General features: G+C 69.4%; 22 protein-coding genes. 6 read left to right on the forward strand and 16 right to left on the reverse strand.

Translation table 11 applies throughout. From position 1 onward, the window contains the following. The first annotated feature begins 1 nt into the window (after window position 1). A complete protein-coding gene (locus IE069_RS10135; RefSeq protein ID WP_189350141.1) occupies window positions 2-844 on the forward strand; it encodes a hypothetical protein in 843 nt (280 codons plus the stop codon). On the opposite strand, the gene IE069_RS10140 is transcribed toward IE069_RS10135, so the two are convergent. The 7 genes from IE069_RS10140 to clpS are packed head-to-tail and all read right to left on the reverse strand — an operon-like array spanning window position 841 to window position 6,204. Then, window positions 841-1,845: a 3'-5' exonuclease gene (locus IE069_RS10140; RefSeq protein WP_189350143.1), complete on the reverse strand. Its 1,005-nt coding sequence runs from the start codon at window positions 1,843-1,845 to the stop codon at window positions 841-843. The two genes, IE069_RS10135 and IE069_RS10140, sit on opposite strands and share 4 nt — an antisense overlap. 44 nt (window positions 1,846-1,889) lie before the next feature. Continuing rightward, a complete protein-coding gene (rdgB, locus tag IE069_RS10145) occupies window positions 1,890-2,528 on the reverse strand; it encodes an RdgB/HAM1 family non-canonical purine NTP pyrophosphatase (protein WP_189350145.1) in 639 nt (212 codons plus the stop codon). Then, window positions 2,525-3,307, reverse strand: coding sequence for a ribonuclease PH (gene rph, locus IE069_RS10150; protein ID WP_189350147.1), 783 nt, complete (start codon window positions 3,305-3,307; stop codon window positions 2,525-2,527). The genes rdgB and rph overlap by 4 nt, the downstream gene beginning before the upstream one ends. 36 nt (window positions 3,308-3,343) lie before the next feature. Then, window positions 3,344-4,252, reverse strand: a complete 909-nt coding sequence (locus IE069_RS10155; protein ID WP_189350149.1) for an MBL fold metallo-hydrolase — start codon at window positions 4,250-4,252, stop codon at window positions 3,344-3,346. Continuing rightward, a complete protein-coding gene (gene murI / locus IE069_RS10160; RefSeq protein WP_189350151.1) occupies window positions 4,249-5,190 on the reverse strand; it encodes a glutamate racemase in 942 nt (313 codons plus the stop codon). The genes IE069_RS10155 and murI overlap by 4 nt, the downstream gene beginning before the upstream one ends. Window positions 5,191-5,239: 49 nt before the next feature. After that, a complete protein-coding gene (locus IE069_RS10165) occupies window positions 5,240-5,899 on the reverse strand; it encodes a DUF2017 domain-containing protein (RefSeq protein WP_189350153.1) in 660 nt (219 codons plus the stop codon). Further along, window positions 5,899-6,204 (reverse strand): ATP-dependent Clp protease adapter ClpS, encoded by a 306-nt coding sequence (gene clpS, locus IE069_RS10170; protein WP_229791076.1) that lies wholly within the window; start codon window positions 6,202-6,204, stop codon window positions 5,899-5,901. The genes IE069_RS10165 and clpS overlap by 1 nt, the downstream gene beginning before the upstream one ends. 146 nt (window positions 6,205-6,350) lie before the next feature. Here clpS and IE069_RS10175 point away from each other — a divergent pair, with 146 nt between their 5' ends. Further along, on the forward strand, window positions 6,351-7,661 hold the full coding sequence (locus tag IE069_RS10175) for a nicotinate phosphoribosyltransferase (protein ID WP_189350156.1): 1,311 nt from the start codon (window positions 6,351-6,353) through the stop codon (window positions 7,659-7,661). Window positions 7,662-7,723: 62 nt separating this feature from the next. After that, complete coding sequence (locus tag IE069_RS10180; RefSeq protein WP_189350158.1) at window positions 7,724-8,338, forward strand: isochorismatase family protein; 615 nt, start codon at window positions 7,724-7,726, stop codon at window positions 8,336-8,338. Between the two features lie 3 nt (window positions 8,339-8,341). On the opposite strand, the gene IE069_RS10185 is transcribed toward IE069_RS10180, so the two are convergent. The 7 genes from IE069_RS10185 to IE069_RS15815 all read right to left on the reverse strand — a co-directional run bounded on the left by IE069_RS10185 (window position 8,342) and on the right by IE069_RS15815 (window position 16,245). Further along, on the reverse strand, window positions 8,342-10,111 hold the full coding sequence (locus IE069_RS10185) for a DEAD/DEAH box helicase (RefSeq protein WP_189350161.1): 1,770 nt from the start codon (window positions 10,109-10,111) through the stop codon (window positions 8,342-8,344). Window positions 10,112-10,255: 144 nt separating this feature from the next. Then, window positions 10,256-10,543: a DUF3039 domain-containing protein gene (locus tag IE069_RS10190; RefSeq protein ID WP_189350163.1), complete on the reverse strand. Its 288-nt coding sequence runs from the start codon at window positions 10,541-10,543 to the stop codon at window positions 10,256-10,258. Window positions 10,544-10,567: 24 nt separating this feature from the next. Beyond that, entirely contained in the window at window positions 10,568-12,139 is a 1,572-nt protein-coding gene (locus tag IE069_RS10195) for a transporter (protein WP_189350164.1), read from the reverse strand. Further along, window positions 12,124-12,918, reverse strand: coding sequence for an ABC transporter ATP-binding protein (locus IE069_RS10200; RefSeq protein WP_189350166.1), 795 nt, complete (start codon window positions 12,916-12,918; stop codon window positions 12,124-12,126). The genes IE069_RS10195 and IE069_RS10200 overlap by 16 nt, the downstream gene beginning before the upstream one ends. Window positions 12,919-13,090: 172 nt before the next feature. After that, window positions 13,091-14,002 carry a tetratricopeptide repeat protein gene (locus IE069_RS10205; protein WP_189350168.1) on the reverse strand — a complete coding sequence of 304 codons (912 nt, stop codon included), beginning with the start codon at window positions 14,000-14,002 and terminating at the stop codon, window positions 13,091-13,093. 18 nt (window positions 14,003-14,020) lie between these two features. Further along, complete coding sequence (locus IE069_RS10210; RefSeq protein WP_189350169.1) at window positions 14,021-15,757, reverse strand: hypothetical protein; 1,737 nt, start codon at window positions 15,755-15,757, stop codon at window positions 14,021-14,023. A gap of 161 nt (window positions 15,758-15,918) precedes the next feature. Further along, the gene (locus tag IE069_RS15815; protein WP_506016868.1) at window positions 15,919-16,245 is read right to left on the reverse strand and encodes an Rv1322 family protein; all 327 of its coding nucleotides are present in this window, start codon (window positions 16,243-16,245) and stop codon (window positions 15,919-15,921) included. Between the two features lie 69 nt (window positions 16,246-16,314). Between IE069_RS15815 and nucS the strand changes: the two genes are divergently transcribed. The 3 genes from nucS to IE069_RS10225 all read left to right on the forward strand — a co-directional run bounded on the left by nucS (window position 16,315) and on the right by IE069_RS10225 (window position 18,718). Next, window positions 16,315-17,010: an endonuclease NucS gene (nucS, locus tag IE069_RS10215; protein WP_189350171.1), complete on the forward strand. Its 696-nt coding sequence runs from the start codon at window positions 16,315-16,317 to the stop codon at window positions 17,008-17,010. Window positions 17,011-17,039: 29 nt separating this feature from the next. Continuing rightward, window positions 17,040-18,308: an N-acetylglucosamine-6-phosphate deacetylase gene (locus tag IE069_RS10220; RefSeq protein WP_229791077.1), complete on the forward strand. Its 1,269-nt coding sequence runs from the start codon at window positions 17,040-17,042 to the stop codon at window positions 18,306-18,308. Between the two features lie 206 nt (window positions 18,309-18,514). Further along, on the forward strand, window positions 18,515-18,718 hold the full coding sequence (locus tag IE069_RS10225; protein ID WP_189350173.1) for a cold-shock protein: 204 nt from the start codon (window positions 18,515-18,517) through the stop codon (window positions 18,716-18,718). A 97-nt stretch (window positions 18,719-18,815) separates the two neighbouring features. On the opposite strand, the gene IE069_RS10230 is transcribed toward IE069_RS10225, so the two are convergent. Together IE069_RS10230 and IE069_RS10235 are read right to left on the reverse strand one after the other, a co-directional pair. Next, on the reverse strand, window positions 18,816-19,190 hold the full coding sequence (locus IE069_RS10230; protein WP_189350375.1) for a DUF2550 domain-containing protein: 375 nt from the start codon (window positions 19,188-19,190) through the stop codon (window positions 18,816-18,818). A 58-nt stretch (window positions 19,191-19,248) separates the two neighbouring features. Then, complete coding sequence (locus IE069_RS10235; protein WP_189350175.1) at window positions 19,249-19,533, reverse strand: F0F1 ATP synthase subunit epsilon; 285 nt, start codon at window positions 19,531-19,533, stop codon at window positions 19,249-19,251. Between the last annotated feature and the right edge of the window lies 1 nt (window position 19,534).

Genomic DNA, 19,534 nt, shown 5'->3' on the forward strand with positions numbered 1-19,534 from the left:
GGTGACTTCCCCCGATTCCTCCCGCCCCGCCCCCGACCAGTTCATGGACCGTGCAACGGCCCTCCTCGCCGCGCCGGAGGTCGTCGATGCCGGCCGCGGCATCGACCCGCACGCGCTGTTCCAGCTCTACCTTGCGGACGGGCTGCTCGAGGCCGTCGAGTGGGCCAACGACGGCGTCGGCAGCGACGAGGCCGCCTGCATGTGGCTCGCGTCGCTGCGGTGGCACCGCACGGTGACGGGTTCGTTCCCCGCCGGCGCACCGGAGCCGCTGGCCCGTTGGATCGACGGCGAGCTCTCCGGCGCCCGGCAGGCGCTGCTCCCGGCGGACCCCGGGCTGGTGTCGGTGCTCTCCCGAACCGAGATGGGCACGCCGCAGCGCCCCCACCACGACGCCGGCGCTCCTGGTTGGGCGCTCCTCGGCGCCACCGTGCCGGGCCTGCTGCCGCACGTCAGCCCCGGCACCCGGCGCAAGCTCTCCGTCGATGCCGCCGCCCTCGTCGCCCCGAAGTCCGCCTACGACACGGCCGCCCTCGTCGGGCCGGCCGTGTTCGAGATCCTCTCCGCCGCCGAACCCCTCGACACCCTGGGCGACCTGGCGGCGCAGGCCCCCGACGATGCGCCGGGCGCGGTCCTGCGCGCGGCTGCGCAGTCGGCTGCCGCGCACCCGGCATCCGCGGACGCCGCGGCCGCGCTGGAGACGCCGGCGGCGCGCCTGCTGGCAGCGGCCCTCTGCGGCGCGGCACGCGGCACGGGCGCCCTGCCGGAGGGCTGGGACCGGCACCCGGGGTCCGCCGTCGTGCTCTCCGCCGCGCAGCAGTGGCGCGGCCTCGTCTTCGCCGCCTAGACGGTCGCGGGCCAGGCGCCGCCGACCATCTGGAGGAACTCGCCCTCGGAGACGACCTCGATGCGCTGGCCGTTGTCCCGCTTCTTCAGGACCTCGCGGGCCTTCGACGTCAGCCGGCCCGAGGTGAGGTCGCCGGCCACGAAGCCGTCCCCGACGACGAGCACCGTGGTCTTGCGGGTGACCCGGCTGGCCGTGCTGGCGCCGGCACCCGCCGCCCGGTTCTTCGCGTCCTGCCGGCTGATGCCCAGGTTGCCCGTGAAGACGACGTTCTGGCCGAAGAGCGGGTGCGCCGGATCCGCATCCGGGTTCGGGTCCGGGTTGCTGCCCTCCTGCGGCCACACCGCCCAGTCCGGCTGCTTCGGGATGCTCGAGCCGCTGGCCCTCCAGTTCCTGGCGTCCTGCGTGGCCCGCGAGACCTCGTCGCCGATGCGGTAGGGCGCCACCGCGCTGAACCCGGCCCCGAGCGCCTCCTCCAGGTCCTGCGGGCGTCCGGCGCCGTGGATGCGGCCGATGTCGATCATGATGCCGGCGCAGGCGCGGGCGTCCTCCAGGGCGTCGTGGTGGTTCCGCAGCGGAACCCCTGCCGCCTCCGCGACGAACGGCAGCGAGTAGGACGCCAGGTTGTAGCTTCTGCGGGAGAGGATCACCGTGCAGGCGTGCTGGTAGGCCGGTCCCGGCAGCTCGGAGACCTCGAGGGCGGAGCGGATGACGCCCAGGTCGAAAGCGGCGTTGTGGGCGACGACGAGGTCGCCGCCGATCATCGCGTCCATCTCGGCGAAGACCTCGCCGAAGCGCGGCGCGGCGGCCACCATCTCGGGGGTGACGCCGTGGATCTGGACGTTCCGGGGGTCGAAGTGGTCGAACCCCTCGGGCGGGCGCATCATCCAGAGCCGCTCGTCGACGATCTCTCCGGCGCGCACCTTGATCACCCCGACGCTGCAGGGAGAGCCGCGGAAGCCGTTGGCCGTCTCGAAGTCAATGGCGGTGAAGTCGTAACTCATAGACCTTGCTCATCTGGCGCGCCCGCGGGCGCCGCCGTCGTTCATCAGACGCGGTTCAGGGCTGCCACGATGTCGGGCAGCAGCGCCCGGAAGGCCTTCCCCCGGTGGCTGATCGCGTTCTTCTCCTCGGGCGCCATCTCCGCGCAGCTGCGGCTCTCGCCGACCGGCTGCAGGACCGGGTCGTACCCGAATCCGCCGGCTCCCCGCGGTGCCCGCAGCAGGGTCCCCTCGAGCCGGCCGTGGCGGACGGCGCTGTCCCCCGCCGGACTCGCCAGCGTCGCGGCGCAGACGAACGCCGCGCCCCGGTGCTCGTCGGGGACGTCGCCCAGCTGGGCGAGCAGGAGGTCGAGGTTGGCGGCGTCGTCGCCGTGGCGGCCGGCCCAGCGCGCGGAGAAGATGCCCGGCGCCCCGCCGAGCACATCGACGGACAGCCCGGAGTCGTCGGCGATCGCCAGCAGGCCGGTTGCCTCGGCCACGGCGCGCGCCTTCAGCAGCGAGTTCTCCTCGAACGTCACTCCGTCCTCGACGACGTCGGGTGCGCCGACGGCCGCAGCGTCCACCACCTGGGTGTCCACGTCGATGCCGTCCACCTGCCCCCGGAGCAGGTCCCGCAGTTCGCGGACCTTGCCCTGGTTGTGGGTGGCGAGGACCAGCCGCGGCCCGATCGCCTCCGGAAGGCTCACGCGTCGCTCCCGAGGACCTCGCGCTGGATGCGGGTGAGCTCGACCGTCCCGAGCAGCGCCAGATCCAGCAGGGCGTCGAGCTCGTCGCGCTTGAAGGGCGCCCCCTCGGCGGTGCCCTGCACCTCGACGAAGTCGCCGGAACCGGTCACGACGACGTTCATGTCGGTCTCGGCGCGCACGTCCTCGACGTACGGCAGGTCGAGCATGGGGGTCCCGTCGATGATCCCGACGGAGACGGCGGAGACGGTGTCCGTCAGGACCTGCGCGTTCTTCTTGACGAGCCCCTGCTCGCGCGCCCACTTGACGGCCTCGGCCAGGGCCACGAACGCGCCCGTGATGGCCGCGGTACGGGTGCCGCCGTCGGCCTGGAGGACGTCGCAGTCCAGGACGATCGTGTTCTCGCCGAGGGCCTTCGTGTCGATGATCGACCGCAGCGAACGGCCGATCAGGCGCGAGATCTCATGCGTCCTCCCGCCGATCTTGCCCTTGACGGATTCGCGGGAGCTGCGGGTGTTGGTCGCCCGCGGCAGCATGGCGTACTCGGCGGTCACCCACCCCTTGCCCTCGCCCTTGAGCCAGCGGGGGACGCCCTCCGTCAGCGAGGCCGTGCAGAGCACCCGCGTGTTGCCGAACTCGATCAGCGCGGAGCCCTCGGCCTGCGCGGACCAGCCGCGGGTGATGGTGATCGGGCGGAGCTGGTCGAACGTCCTGCCGTCTTCTCGGACGACGGCGGTGGCGGACGCGCTGGAACCAGGGGAAGTCTGCGGGATGGAATTCATACCCACCAGTCTAGGCGTCCGCGCCCGCAGAACGGGTTACCGGCTCGGCCGCCCCGGCCACGTCCGCTGCTGCGGGTCGGGCCGGATCATCGCGACGGGCGCCGTGGGCATGGCCCGCGGGTCGCCGAGCCGGTTGCCGGACCAGACGCCGTAGGTGACGCCCGAGACCGCGACCGCGATGCCGCCGTCGTACACCTCGGTGGCCTCGTCGACGACGGTGTTGATGTCGGTCCACACGGGGATGTGCGTGAGCAGCAGGCGGTGCACGCCCGCGGCGGTAGCGGTCTCGCCCGCACGCTTGCCCGTGAGGTGCACGCCCTCGATGTGGTCGTCGCGCCCCTCCTCGAACGCCGCCTCGCAGAGGAAGATGTCGGCGCCGCGCGCGGCCTCGACGAGCCCGTCGCACGAGTCGGTGTCCCCGGAGTACGTCAGCACCGAGGTCATCATGGAACCGTCCGCGACGGGCTCCGTGGCCTCGACGCGCAGGGCGTAGGCCTCCTCGATGGGGTGGCGGACCGGGTAGGGGGTGATCTTGAACGGCCCGATCTCGACCGGCTGCAGCGGCTCCCACGAGCGGAAGTCGAAGTCCTTGTGCATGCCCTCGGCGTCGTCCGGGGCGAGCCCGTACGCGGTGCCGATGCGGTCCTCGGTGGCCTCCGGACCCCAGACCAGCATCCGCTCGCGTCCCCACTTGTTCGGGTCCCAGCGGATCGCGACGTGCATGCCGCACAGGTCCATGAAGTGGTCGGGGTGGAGGTGGGTGATCATGACGCCGTCGAGATCGCGCAGCCCCGTGTAGCGCTGGAGCACGCCCACGGCGCCGGAGCCGAGGTCGAGCAGGATCTGCCACTCTCGCTCGCCGTCGAAGGCGCTCACGAGGTAGCAGGAAGCCGGTGATCCGGGCCCGGGGAAGGACCCGGTGCAGCCGATGATGGTCAGTTTCATGATCCTCTTCCTACCGACGCCCGTTCGATCATTTCCGGAGTCACCTTCGCCATCGACCCCGTCGGATACCTCGCCGACACGTGGTCGACGTGTTCGACCCCCAGGACCTCGGGCCCGAGGAACCGTCGCGCCAGTGCTTCAAACGTACCCGCGTCGCCGGTCGCGATGAAATGATGACTGCCCGCGGTCCCGTCCGTACGGGACAGGCCCGAGCGCATCAGCGCCTTGTAGACGTCCTTCGCCGTCTCCTCGGCCGACGAGACGAGCGTGACCTGGTCCCCCATCACGTAGGACAGCACGCCGGTCAGCAGCGGATAGTGCGTGCAGCCGAGCACGAGGGTGTCCACGTCCGCCGCCTTGAGCGGGGCGAGGTACTCCTCCGCCGTCGCGAGCAGCTCCTCGCCGGCGGTGACACCTCGTTCGACGAACTCCACGAAGCGGGGGCACGACGCCGACGTGATCTCCAGGTGCGGGGCCGCCGCGAACGCGTCCTCGTAGGCGCGGGAACCCACCGTCGCCGCCGTGCCGATGACGCCGATGCGCCCGTTCCGCGTCGCCGCGACGGCGCGCCGCACGGCGGGCTGGATGACCTCGACCACGGGGATCCCGTACCGGGCGGTGTAGCGCTCGCGGGCATCGCGCAGGACGGCGGCCGACGCCGAGTTGCAGGCGATGACCAGCAGCTTCACACCCGAGTCGACGAGCTCGTCCATGATGCCGAGGGCGTTGGCCCTCACTTCCGCGATCGGCAGCGGCCCGTAGGGGCTCCGGGCGGTGTCGCCCACGTAGAGCGTCGCCTCCCCGGGCAGCTGGTCGATGACCGCACGCGAGACTGTCAGCCCGCCGACCCCGGAATCGAAGATCCCGATGGGAGCCGACGCGCGCAGCTTCCGTTCGACGGTGGAAGCCGGCCGGCCGGCGAATGAATCAACTGCCATGATGGATCAGAATATCCGATGCCGGACGATGCGCGGCATCGCCGCGCGGCTAGTCGAGGGTATCGAGCAGAGCCTGCATCAGGCTCTCCTGCACCCAGCTGACAAAGTTGTAGACCAGGGCCAGGTAGTCGTCGACGGACTCGGCGTCGGCCCAGTTGTCGACGTCGTGCACCCGTTCGGAGTCGGCGTCCGACCGGATCTCGAGCCGCTCGGCGAGGACCAGGCGGACGTCGTTCAGGGCTGCGGCGAACCGCTGCGCGGCCGGTTCGTCGAGTTCGATGTGCGCCGATTCCAGCGCCATCGTCGCGCCCCGCAGCGCTGCGATCTTCCGCTGGCGCAATCCGCGCTCCGTCATGGCGCGGAACGCCGACGACGCCTCGGGGTCGTCGCGGAACGCGTCGGGCAGGAGTCGCAGGACCGCGGGGTCCGACGGCGTCGGCACCGGTTCCGCTTCCCCGCCGGCTCCCCCGAAGTCCTCCGGCGACAGGCCGGTGAGCGCCCAGAGCGGATCGGGGCCTGAAGCCGCCTCGCCCGTCTCCTCGGGCGCGCCGTCGCCGCCGTCGTCCTCGGTCTCAGGCGCGGTGTCACCCTCGCCGTCGGGCTCCAGCATGAGGACGACGTCGTCGAACAGGTTCCGCAGCAGGTCGCGTTCGGCGCCTTCGAGCTGGCCGACGATGCCCCGGGGGGAGTGCTTGAATGCGCGCGCCATCAGGCTTCGTCCGCCCGCTTGAGCGTGGCCCAGAGGCCGAATCCGTGCATGGCCGACACGTCGGCCTCGATCTTCTCCCGCGAACCCGTCGCTACGATCGACCGACCCTCGTTGTGCACCTGCATCATCAGTTGGTCGGCCTTTCCCTTCGAATACCCGAAGTAGCTGCGGAAGACGTAGCTCACGTAGCTCATCAGGTTGACGGGGTCGTTCCAAACGATCAGGACGTAGGGGACGTCGAGCGCCGTCGCCTGGGCGGCGTCCCCCTCGGTTTCGGTGTGATCGATGGTGTCGGGACTCATCATGGGCATTATTCCAGTCTAGTTCTTCGAGCAGGTTCGTTCATCCGCGCCGGGGACACGGGGCGCATCGGGCCGCCCACGATGAGTAGAGTGGTTTCCCGGGCGCGCCCCGAGCGCCCCGATGAGTGCCGACCTCAAGGGAGCCTTCCATGTGGCAGCAGCCCACAGCGCTTTTCACGGACCAGTACGAGCTGACGATGCTGCAGGCGTCGCTGCGCTCCGGAGCAGCCCACCGCAAGTCGGTCTTCGAGGCGTTCGCCCGTCGGCTTCCCGAGGGGCGACGGTACGGCGTCGTGGCCGGCACGGGGCGGATCCTCGAGGGGCTGGCCAATTTCCGCTTCGAAGCGGAACAGCTCGATTTCCTCTCCGAGCAGGGGATCGTCAACGACGAGACCATCGACTACCTGCGCGATTTCCGGTTCACCGGCGACATCTACGGCTACCCGGAGGGCGAGCTCTACTTCCCCAGCTCCCCCATCCTGGTCGTCGAGTCGACCTTCGCCGAGGCCTGCGTCCTGGAGACGTTCGTGCTCTCCGTCCTCAACCACGACTCGGCCATCGCCTCGGCCGCCTCCCGCATGGTCGCGGCCGCGCACGGCCGACCGTGCGTCGAGATGGGGTCCCGGCGCACGCAGGAGGAGTCCGCGGTCGCCGCTGCACGAGCCGCGCTCATCGCCGGCTTCGACAGCACGTCGAACCTCGAGGCCGGATTCCGCTACGGGCTCAAGACCGTGGGCACGGCCGCCCACTCCTTCACGCTGCTGCACGATTCCGAGCGCGAGGCCTTCGAGGCCCAGGTCGCCTCCCTCGGCCGAGGGACCGCCCTGCTCGTCGACACCTACGACGTCGAGGAGGGCGTGCGCACCGCCGTCGAGGTCGCCGGTCCTGAGCTCGGCGCCGTGCGCCTCGACTCCGGCGACCTCGTCGACCAGGCCCGCTGGGTCCGGCGCCTGCTCGACGACCTCGGCAACCACAACACCCGCATCATGGTCACGAGCGACCTCGACGAGCACGCGATCGCCTCGCTCCAGTCCGCCCCGGTCGACACGTACGGCGTCGGCACGTCCCTCGTCACCGGGTCGGGCGCCCCGACCGCCTCCATGGTCTACAAGCTCGTCAGCCGCGAGAACGACGCCGGAGAGTACGTCGACGTGGCCAAGTCGGCGAAGAACAAGGCGAGTGTCGGCGGCCGCAAGCAGGCCGTCCGCCAGCTGGACCACCGCGGCCGCGCGACCGCCGAGCTCGTCGGAGTCGGCCGCCGCCCGTCCGCGGACGACAACGACCGCGACCTGATGGTCCCGCTCGTCGAGGGCGGCCGGCCCCGGTCCGAGTACACCGGTGCCGAGGGCGTCCGCCGGGCCACGTTGCGACACGCGGCCAGCGTCGGCGAGCTGCCCGGCATCGCCCGGAAGATGCAGCGCGGCGAGCCCGTCATCCCTACCGAATTCGTGACCGGCTGACCCCTCAGCCGCCAACACCGACGCGTCGAAGCGACGCGAAGCCATCGTCGAGAGGAACACCCGTGGCCGATGCATTGATCATCGTCGACGTCCAGTACGACTTCTGCGAAGGGGGCGCGCTCGGCGTCGACGGCGGCACCCGGGCCGCCGAGGACATCTCCGAGCACGTCACCGGATACGGCTACGACTACGTCGTGGCCACCCAGGACTGGCACATCGAGCCCGGCGGCCACTTCTCCGACACACCGGACTTCGTGGACTCGTGGCCCGTGCACTGCGTGGCGGGAGAGCCCGGTTCCGCGCTGCACTCGGGGCTCGACCCGATCCGCGGCCGCCTCGACGGGATCTTCCGCAAGGGCGAGTACACGGCCGGCTACTCGGGCTTCGAGGGCCGACTCGCGCCGGGGAACGGCCGGGACGACGGCGGCGCGGCCGGCGCCGCCGGCGAGGGCGCCATGCCGCACCTGGCCGACTGGCTCGGCGAACGCGGCGTGACCGAGGTGAGGATCGTCGGCATCGCGACCGACTACTGCGTGCGCGCCACGGCCCTCGACGCCGTCCGCGCAGGGCTGCGCACCGCCGTCGTGCCCCACCTGACGGCGGCCGTGCACCCGGAGAAGCTGGCCGACGTGCTCAGCGAACTGCGCACGGCGGGCGTGGAGATCCACGCCGGATAGCGCCTACTTCCGGCCGACGAACCAGCCCTGCAGGCGCTTGATGCGGGTCTGCAGCTGCTCGGCGCTGGCCTGCGCGACGGGCGGGCCGCCGCAGACCTCACGCAGCTTGTTGTGGATCGACCCGTGGGCCGTGCCCGTCCGGGCCGCCCACGCGGAGACGTTCTTGGCCAGTTCCTGGCGCAGGTCCATGAGCTGTCGGTGGTCGACGACGTGCTCGCTCGGCGGCGCTCCGCCGTCGCGACGGCGCGTGACCTGGTCCTGCTGGCGCTGGCGCAGCAGCGCGCCGACCTGGTCCGCGTCGAGCAGGCCCGGGATGCCGAGGAAGTCCTGCTCCTCCTCCGAACCTACGTGCCCGCCCATGCCGAACTCGTCCCCGTCGAAGAGCACGCGGTCGAACGACGCGTTGGAGTCGAGAGCCTCGAACTTCTGCTTGTTGAGCTCGTTGGAGGCCTTCTCCTCGCGGTTGGCCTCCTCGAGGAGGCCGTCCTCCGGAATGAAATCCGGGTCGTCGACGTGCTTCTCGGGGCGGTCGAGCGCGTGGTCCCGCTCGAGCTCCATCTCGTTGGCCAGCGCCATGAGCAGGGGCACGGAGGGGAGGAAGACGCTGGCGACCTCGCCGCGCCGGCGGGAGCGCACGAAACGGCCCACGGCCTGCGCGAAGAACAACGGGGTCGACGTGCTCGTCGCGTAGACGCCCACGGCGAGGCGCGGGACGTCGACGCCTTCGGAGACCATGCGCACCGCGACCATCCAGCGGGATCCGTCTTCGGTGAAATCCTCGATCCTCGTCGACGCGGCGGGGTCGTCGGAGAGGATGACGGTCGCCTTCTCTCCGGTGATCTCCTGCAGCTGGGCGGCATAGGCGCGGGCGCCCTCGTGGTCGGTGGCGATGACCAGGCCGCCCGCGTCCGGAATGGTCCGCCGGACCTCGGTCAGCCGGCGGTCGGCGGCCGCGAGGACCGCCGGGATCCACTCGCCCTCGGGGTTCAGTGCGGTGCGCCACGCGTGCGCTGTGATGTCCTTCGTGAACCCCTCGCCGAGGTTCGCCTCCATCTCCTCGCCCGCGCTCGTGCGCCACCGCATCTGTCCGGAGTACGCCATGAAGACGACGGGGCGCACGACGTTGTCCTTGAGCGCCTCGCCGTAGCCGTAGGTGTAGTCCGCCTTCGAGCGGCGGATGCCCTCGGCGTCCTCGTCGTACTGCACGAACGGGATCGCCGAGGTGTCCGAACGGAACGGCGTTCCGGTCAGTGCCAGCCGGCGGGTCGCTGGTTCGAAGGCCTCGCGGATGCCGTCGCCCCAGCTCAGATCGTCGCCGCCGTGGTGGATCTCGTCGAGGATGACGAGGGTCCGGGCCGCCTCCGTCTTGGCGCGGTGCAGCAGCGGCTTCGACGCGACCTGCGCGTACGTGACCGCGACGCCGATGTACCCGGCGCCGTGCCGGCCGTCGGAGTTCTTGAAGTTGGGGTCGAGCGAGATCCCGATGCGGCCGGCCGCGTCGGCCCACTGCCTCTTCAGGTGGTCCGTCGGGGCGACGACGGTGATGCGGTTGACGACGCCGGCGTCCACCAGCGTCTTCGCCACGCGGAGCGCGAACGTCGTCTTGCCGGCGCCGGGCGTGGCGACCGCGAGGAAGTCCTGCGGCCCCCTCGAGAAGTAGAGCTCGAGCGCCTCCTGCTGCCACTGGCGCAGCTTCGGCGCGGTGCCCCGGGCCGCCCGGTCCGGGTAGGCGGGCGGCATGGTTTCGCCCACGGAAAAGAGGGCATCAGTCACGTTTTATCCCCTGGTCAGACTGCAAATTATTGCGTTGGTGCAACGGCATGGCCAACTGGACGTCGGCGCGCCGCCCGGCCCGCGCTCGGACGGGGTCCGAACGCGCTGATGCGTTCGAACGGCCGAAGCGTGGGACCGGGGGGACTAGGACTCGTCGTCGGGGCTGAACCCCTCGTAGATCTTCTTGCAGTCCGGGCAGACGGGGAACTTCTGCGGATCGCGGCCGGGAGTCCACACCTTGCCGCACAGCGCGATCACCGGATCGCCGGTGAACGCCGATTCCATGATCTTCTCTTTGCGGACGTAGTGCGCGAAGCGCTCCGAGTCCCCCGGCTCGACGACCTGTCGCGTCTCCTCACGCTCGATCGTGGCGGTTCCGCCGCCCTGATCTTCGCGGGGGTCGTTTTCGATGGAGTTCGAAGGCAAGCTCATACCGACCAGTCTAGCAACCGCGCTCTACTTATTCAGCGTGACCGCCTGCATGAGTTCCGGCATGCGCGTGTCGATCCAGCGTCCCCCGACACGGATGCCAACCGTCAGCAGCACCGATCCCGCGGCCAGTCCGACCGCGAGCGCGAGCCACGCGAACAGTGCGCGGTCCGTGACGAAGTACGTGATGACCAGGGCGATCTCGGGGATCAGCAGGAGGAACGCCACCCCCATCGTGGCCAGCTGCGTGAGGGCGGCCCGGGCTCCGGCGCCGGGCGGCGATTTGAAGGGGTTCTCCCCCGGCTGCACGACGGCGTACGTCCAGCGCGCCGACGCGACCGAGGCCACGCCGAGCGCCGAGAGCAGTGCGCCCACCGTCAGACCCGCCAGCGCCACCACGTCGCCGGGCCGGCCGATGACGAGCGGCGGGACGATCGCGGCGGCCATGACCAGGGGCAGTGCCAGTACACCGCAGGCCAGAGCCCGGCCCGCCCGGTCGTGGACGCCCCGGACGGCGGTGGTGACGTGCAGGGAGAAGGCGGTCGAATCATAGGAGATGTCGGCGGAGATGGAGAACCCCATCATGACGGCCATGAGCGGTGCCGCCGCGTAGACCATGTAGGGGGTCGGCGTCTGGCTCGACGCGTACCAGAGGATGAACGGCAGCAGCGGGACGACGACGATTCCCGCCGCGTACCGCGGGTCCTTGAACCAGTAGGTCAGGCTGCGACCGGCGATTGCGCCCCACGGGGTGGCCGGGAACCACGCGAGCATCCCGAGCCCCAGCGACCCCTTGGAACCGCCGGACGCCTGGACGGGGTTCTGCAGGGAGCGCATCAGCAGAACGGACCAGGCCCAGACCACGACGGCGAGGTAGGCGAGCGCCAGCAGCAGCCGCGCGCCTCCCGTGGCCCACTCCCCGGCCAGAACATCGCCGGGCAGGGCCGCGAAGACTCCCAGCGGTGTCCACGCCAGCACGTCCGCGACGTGCGGCAGCACGTCGAAGACCGCCGAGATGCCGGCCTGCAGTCCGCCCAGGATGGGACCGAGGGCCACGAGCGGGATGAAGACGAGCACCGTGGCCACCTCGCGGAAGCGACGCTTCGAGGTCAGGGCGAGGGCCGCCGTCGTCGTCAGCCGGGCCAGCGCCAGGCAGAAGAGGGCGCCGAGCGCGCCCGCGACCACGGCGGTCAGGGCCGCCGGCCCCGACTGCCGCCACGCGGCGGCCGCTGCGACGAAGAGCACGAGCGTCACTGCTCCGGGGGTGCCGATGAACCCGGTCAGCAGCAGGCCGGCGGTCAACTCGCGCCGGGGCACCGGGAAGGTGGAGAACCGGGCCGGATCCAGCGTTGCATCCGCGCCGGAGAAGAGGACGGGGACGATCGCCCACCCGAGCACGACCGCCGACACGGCGCAGACCAGGACGGTGCGGACGAGTTCAGGTTCCTGGGAACCGAGCCCGACCATGCCGATGATCAGCATGACCGCCAGGAAAAGGCCGTACGCGGCGCCGAGGATCACCCCGACGAGCTGCCAGGGACTGCGCCGGAAACTGTTGGCGAGAAGGCGCGCCTTGAGGCGGATCAGCTGCGCAACCACTGGAGCCCCCCGCCGTCGGAGCGACCGCCGACGAGATCGACGAAACGGTCCTCGAGGCTCTCGGAGCCCCGCACCTCGTCGACCGTCCCGGCCGCCATCACGTTGCCCGCGGCGATGACGGCCACGTGCGTGCACATGCGCTGGACGAGGTCCATGACGTGGCTCGAGACGATGACCGTACCTCCGCGGCCGACGTAGTCCGTGAGGATGGATCGGATGTTCGCCGCCGAGACGGGGTCCACCGCTTCGAACGGCTCGTCGAGCACCAGGACCCTCGGCGAATGGATCAGTGCGGTCGCGAGGGCGATCTTCTTCGTCATGCCCGCGGAGTAGTCGACCACGAGCTTGGACCCGGCGTCTTCGAGGTCGAGCACGCGGAGGAGGTCCTCGGTGCGCTCGGCCACCGTTTCCGGGTCCATGCCGCGCAGGCGGCCGGAGTAGGTCACGAGCTGGCGCCCGGTCAGGCGGTCGAACAGGCGGACCCCGTCGGCCAGGACGCCCAGCATCGTCTTGGCCTTGAGCGGTTCCCTCCACACGTCGACACCGTGCACCCAGACAGAACCGGCGTCCGGCCGCAGCAGGCCGGTGGCCATGGACAGCGTGGTCGTCTTGCCGGCCCCGTTGGGCCCCACCAGGCCGTAGAACGACCCGGCCGGAACGTCGAGGTCGATGCCGTTGACCGCGACCTTGTCGGCGAAATGCTTGCCCAGGCCGCGGACGACGATGGCTGGTGCGCCCGCGGGTCTCGCGGTCGTGGGATCGGCGTTCAGATTGCTCATATCGACAATGTAGCAATCCGGGCCGTTAACGGTCGTCATCCGGAAGGCGGATCATCGGCCCGTCTGGTGCCCACGCTGTCCCGGCCCGGAACGACCATCGGCGCGGTCCCCGGTCTCCCGGGGCACCGCGCCGATGGTCGCCGTCTCCCACTCCGTGGAAGCCGTGGCCCTCCTAGAACAGGACCCGTGCCAGCTTCTGCCGCGCCGAAACGACGCGCGAGTCCTGTGGTCCGACGATCGTGAACAGGTCGACGAGACGGGCGCGTGCCGTTTCGCGGGCGTCTCCGGAGTTCCGGCCGATGAAGGCGATCAGGCGGTTGAAGGCGTCGTCGACGTGCCCGCCGGCCACATCGACGTCGGCGACATCGAGTTGGGCCTGCAGGTCGTCCGGGTCTCCAGCACCCGCACTGCGGATCTCCCCCAGGTCCTTGTCCTGCACGCGGCCCAGGAGCTCCACGTTCGCCAGGCCCGCTTCGGCCTCGTGATCGTTCGGCTTCTCCGAGAGCGCCTTCCGGTAGGCTGCGGCTGCGGTGCCGTAGTCGCCGGCGTTGATCGCGTCCAGTGCCTCCTGATGCAGCGGCGGCAGCTCGGGTTCCTCGACCTCGCCGCCGCCGAACGGCGGCAGGCTGCCAGTCACCTCGTGCTGAGCGGCGAGCTGGAGGAGCTCGTCCAGCAGCGATCGGATCTGCTCCTCCGCGGCGGCACCCTGGAACAGGGGAACCGGCTGGCCCTTGACCAGAGCGACGACGGCCGGGATCTGCTGCACCCGGAACGCCTGCGCGACGGCGGCCTCCTGCTGGGCGTCGACCAGCACGAGGCCGAGACGCCCGGCGTACGAATCCACGATGCGGCCGACGAGCGCGTCCAGCTCGACGGACGGCGCGGCTGACGCGGCGCCGAGGGACACGAGGATCGGCGCGGTCGCGGACTGCTCGACCACGGCCTGAAGATCGGCCTGGGTGATGCGCTTGGTCCACGTCGCACCGCCCGCACCGGCGCCCGAGGGGGCGTCCGGCGTCGACAGGGCGGAGAGATCGATGGCGCCTCGGGTGGAGGCGGGGGTCGGCTCGTTCTCGGTGCTCATAGGCTGGGGAAGGTTTCCTTACTCTTCGATCGTTACGTCTTCAAACATCGACTGCGCTGCTATCACGCGAATCTTACCTTCTTCGCCCGAGGCCGGGACGTAGAGAACCACCGGTTCCGAATACGTGAAATCGACCGGACCGGACGTCTCATCGACTCCGGTGATCTTAGCGTAGGCAGGCGCCATTGGATCCTCGTCTCCCCAGGCGATCGTCCCGCCCTCCTCCTTCGGTTCGACGGTCACCGTGGATGTGATCGAACCGACGACGACGGCGCCGGCATCGGGAACCGAGAGCGCGACGGTCTCCTCTTTGTTGACCGAGCGCTCAAACGATACAGCCCCGAAATCCTCGTTGGCGTCTTTCAACTCATTCTGCTTGCCGTGAAGCGCGTCGATGAAAGTATTCTCCTCGAATCGCTCCTGCCCCTCCTCGGAGTCCTCGTTCAGGAACGCTGCCAAATTGTCCAGAGCTTTCTCGGGGCTTTCGCTCAGCCCGTCACCAGCGCCTGGCTCGAGCATCCGAACGCGGTCATCCTTCGGTGAGAGCCCGGGGAAGCTGGAAGCGGGGAGCATGCTCACACTGCTGACCACTTTGTAGTTGTCCCGGGGACTGAGCTGCTGAAGAGTGTTCACGAGCGGCACGGGGCCGTCCGACTGGGTGACAACGACGATCTGCCTCGGCCACCCGGCCTCCGACGGCACCGCGGCGGAACGGATATTGCCTCCATCGATTGGCTCGGGCGCCTCCATCTCGACGCCGGAATGACGCAGTCCGAAATTCGCCGACCGACGCGACAAAGCATCACCCGTCATCCTCTCCCGAAGGCCCTTGCGGTCGAGACTCTCATCAGCGGCGCCGACCACCCGCTCAACATCGGCCAGGATGCGTTCCAATTGGGACTCCATCAGTACCGGATGGGCCGGAGCATCATCTGCTTGCTCCTCCGCCGGCGATGGGGACGACTCGCTGGAAGTCGGTTCGGCCGACTCGGACTCCGCCGCCTGCGCCGCCGTCGCGCCGGAGAACGTCAGCGCAACCGTCGCGACCGCAGCGGTGAGCCGCTTGGCGACACTCCCATGGCCGTTCTTTCCGTCGACCTCGGGCACCTCGCGGGTGCTGTCGTCCGCTGCACCGGCTCCCGAACCGCCCTGCTTCGAGGGCCAGAGCAGGCGAAGCAGGCCGAAGAGCACAAGCAGCGCGCCGACGATGATCAGGCCCAGCGAGAACGGCGTCGTGGCCGTGTTGGGCCACTCCACGCTGATGTCGGTCGGCGCCGGTTCCGTACCGTCCGCGGCCAAGAGAAGCGACCAGTCGCCCTCGGCGGGTTCGGTCCATGTGTAGACCGTTTCACCCTCGACGGTGTCCTCTGCGACCCACAGATCGGAGCCCTTCGGGTTCGGCACCACGTCCTCGCTGCCCTCGTGCACGGTCTTGAGCACACGCTCCTCGGCGTCGACCTCCGTGACGCGGTTCACCGAAGCATCACCCACCCAGGCGTCGACATCGGAGCTGCGGCCCAGTGCCAGCAGGAACTCGCCGTCACCTTTGACCGTGATCTCGATGGGCTCGTCGTTGACTTCGTCGACGCCGGACTCGATGACTGTCAACGGTGCTTCTTCGACGGAGCCGGGGATCGCTGCGGTCAGCGTCTCCGACGGCGCCCAGAAGGTTTTCTGGCCGATGCCGGCGACGAGCGCTGCGGCACCGAGGACTATGGCCACGATGGCTGTCAAGATTCGCACGTACTTACTCACCTATCGGATGGGAACAGAATCGGCATCGGCCCGAGGGCAGACTTCACCCGTGGCGACACCTCCAATGATAACGAATCGGTTACTCTTCGGGGTTCCCGAACTGAAGACATTCCTGCCAGTGATCTTCGTCCCACTCGATGGTCCCCTTCCGCGTCGTCGCCTCACTTGCCGATTCTCGTCCTCCAGCAGTGAGAATGCCAGTGCCGGCGGGCTGCAGCCGACACTTCATCGCCCGCCCAGTCATCCGCGCGCCAGGCAACCACGTGCTCCACGCCCGGCGGAATCTCAAGATGACAGCCCGGGCAGACATAGTGCTTCTCCGCCCGCGCACCGGAAATTCGGCGGACGTGCCACTGGCCGTCACGGCCGGATTCGAGCGAAGGGGCTGCGAAACCGAGCCGTTCGACCTGGGGACCGCCTCCGGCCTCCGCCCACTTGTTGCGGCGTTTGCCGCCGGTGACTCTGCGGGGACGATTCGAACGAGGCATGTGTCCATTCTGCCGTTCGCGGCAACATGAGTTAAACCGCGACGGCCCGAGTCGCTAGAGTGGACTCTTGTGCGTTTAGTTATTGCTCGTTGCTCCGTGGACTACGAAGGTCGCCTCCGTGCGCACCTTCCGCTCGCCACCCGCCTGCTCATGGTCAAGGCCGACGGTTCCGTCCTGGTCCACTCCGACGGCGGCTCCTACAAGCCGTTGAACTGGATGACGCCGCCCGCGGTCATGCGCGACGCCGCCCCGGACGGTGTCGACCGCGAGGCGGGCGTGGAGGCCGTCTGGCACGTGGCGCACCAGAAGAGCGACGACCGACTCATCGTCCGCATCTACGAGACACTCCACGACTCGAGCCACGAGCTCGGCATCGACCCCGGCCTCATCAAGGACGGCGTCGAGTCCGACCTGCAGCGGCTCCTCGCCGAGCAGATCGAGGTACTCGGCACCGGCTTCACCCTGGTACGCCGCGAATACATGACCGCCATCGGCCCGGTCGACATCCTCGCGCGCGACGCCGCTGGCCAGACCGTGGCGGTCGAACTCAAACGGCGCGGCGATATCGACGGCGTCGAACAGCTCACGCGCTACCTCGAGCTGATGAACCGGGACCCGCTCCTGACTCCCGTCCGCGGCGTCTTCGCTGCGCAGCAGATCAAGCCCCAGGCGAGGACTCTGGCAGAGGACCGGGGCATCGAATGCCGCGTCCTCGACTACGACGCCATGCGCGGCGTCGACGACTCGGCATCGCGCCTGTTCTAGTCTCCGTTCCCACCGCCTAGGATGGGTCCATGGCCGGCAAAGACGAGAACTCCGCCCCTCTTCCACCGATGGACAGCGCTCCGGGCCAACGGTTCGCCGTGGCCGGGACACTCGTCACCGAAGGCGAGCAGCTCCCCGATGCAATCGTCGCCGTCGATGGCGACCGCATCGAATTCGCCGGGCCCGCCGCGGTCTTCGCCGAACGCGATGACGCCGGGTCCTACGCCGGGATCCCGCTCGACGACGATGCACTGCTCATTCCGGGTCTCATCGACCTGCACTGCCACGGCGGGTTCGGCGTCGACTTCTCGACCGCAGACGACGTGGAACTCCGGGAGTCGCTGACCCGTCACTACAACGCGGGGACGACAACGCTCCTCGCCTCGCTGATGGCCGCGGCCGAAGACGAGATGCTCGCGGCAGCCGAACGGCTCAGCCCGCTCGTCGCAGAAGGCCTGATCGCCGGCATCCATGCCGAGGGTCCCTTCCTGTCCGCGGCGCGGAACGGAGCCCAGCCGGCGGCAGCCCTGCGCGATCCCGATCCGGACTTCGTCGAAGAACTGGTAGCCACCTGCCAGGGCTCCCTGCGCACGATGACCTACGCGCCCGAGCTCCCGGGCGCCGACGGGTTGGTCGAACAGCTCGTCTCCCACGGCGTCATCCCTTCGCTGGGCCATACGGGCGCCACCGCGGAGCAGACCACCGCCTCCCTCGAACTGGTCCTCGAAGAGTTGGAATCCGCGGGCTTCGACGGCTACACGGAGACTCCGACCATCACCCACGTCTTCAACGGAATGCCCCCGTGGCACCACCGCTCCCCCGGCCCCGTCGGCGCCAGCCTCGAAGCCGCGGCCCTCGGTCGCGCCGTCCTCGAGATCATCGGCGACGGCCACCACCTGCATCCGCAGACACTGCGCATGCTCTTCGCCACGCTGCCACCGACGGCACTCGCCCTGGTCACCGACGCCACGGCCGCAACGGACATGCCGGACGGCGACTACCGGCTCGGCGGCCAGCAGGCCCGCCTGAAGAACTCCGTCCTGCGCACCGACAACGGCCAGCTGGCCGGAGGGAGTGCGACCCTCCTCGCGTGCGTCAGAGCCTGTGTGGGAGCCGGCGTGCCGCTGCAGCGCGCGCTGACGGCGGCGACCACCGTACCGGCGGCCATCCTCGGACTCGAGGACGAGATCGGCGCACTTCACGCGGGGTACCGGGCCGACATCCTCGTCACGGATCAGGACCTGGGCCTGATCACCGCATTCCGCTCGGGGCAGGCCGTGGGAGCGACACGATCCTGAATCGACGCAATGTTGCCCGCAACCATTGCCGACCTCACGTGGATGTGTGATGCTGAACTCGGTCTTTGTGTTGGTGATATCCGCACCCGCAAAGCAGGTTGCGGTTGAGAATCACCGTGGGTCCACTTCCGGGAGGATCCATGATTTCGCCTCCCAGCCACGTTGGTGAAATGTTCGGCATGAGAAGTACTCAGCAGGAGGAATGAATGGCTCAGGGAACCGTCAAATGGTTCAACGCGGAGAAGGGCTTCGGCTTCATCACGCCCGATGGAGCCGAGAGCGACGTCTTCGTCCACTACTCGGAAATCGAATCGCAGGGCTTCCGCACGCTGGAAGAGAACCAGCGCGTTCAGTTCGAGGTGGGCCAGGGGGCCAAGGGCCCGCAGGCGACCGGTGTGACCGCGGTCTAGTACCGCTGTACACAAAAGAAGAGGCGGGGGCTCAGACCTTGAAGGTCTGGGCCCCCGCCTCTTCTGCTGCTGCCGATCAGTCGGCAAAGCTGGCCTGCTACCGCCAGGTACCGACTCCGATCACGGGGCCGGCCTCGAGCCATGAGCTCAGTCCGGTGTAGGCCCCGTAGTTCATCGCCATCTCGATGTCCTCACCTTCGTGCCGCAGACATGCGACAACCCACCCAGCGGGCAGTCGCTTCGCGTCCGGGCCCTGCGGTTCGCGCCATCCGTCGAGTCGGAGTGAACTGCGCAGATACCGGTGCCGCGGGATCGGCGAGAGTGAGAACAGGGACATGAACTCGAGCTCCCGGTCCGCATAACGACAAACCCCCGCCCGCCAACGCCCGGAGGCGTGGCGGACGGAGGCGTCAAAAGTGCCAAGGGCACTGCGGAGCTGATAGCGGCGGAGTCCGAAGGCACCACACATCATCACGACCACGATGATGGCCACAATGACGAGTAGGATGCCGACGTCGCTCAAGGTAGGACTATCGGTTCCCTGCCGTAGCGGCGTCCTGGAGCCTGGCGTTGTCTGCCACGATCACGACCCGGTCCTTGTCGACGGAGAAGAAACCACCCTCCGCATCGACCAGGACCTTCGAACCCGAAACGGGCGTGATCTCCAGCTGGCCAGGTTCCATGACCGCGAGCACGGGCGTGTGGCCCGGCAGCACGCCGATGTCACCGTTGCTCGTGCGCGCTTTCACCAGGGTCGCGGCACCGGACCACACGAAATGGTCCGCCGCGACAATCTCAACGTCCAGTTCAGCCATG

This window comes from Zhihengliuella salsuginis, assembly GCF_014651715.1.
Classification (GTDB): Bacteria; Actinomycetota; Actinomycetes; order Actinomycetales; family Micrococcaceae; genus Zhihengliuella; species Zhihengliuella salsuginis.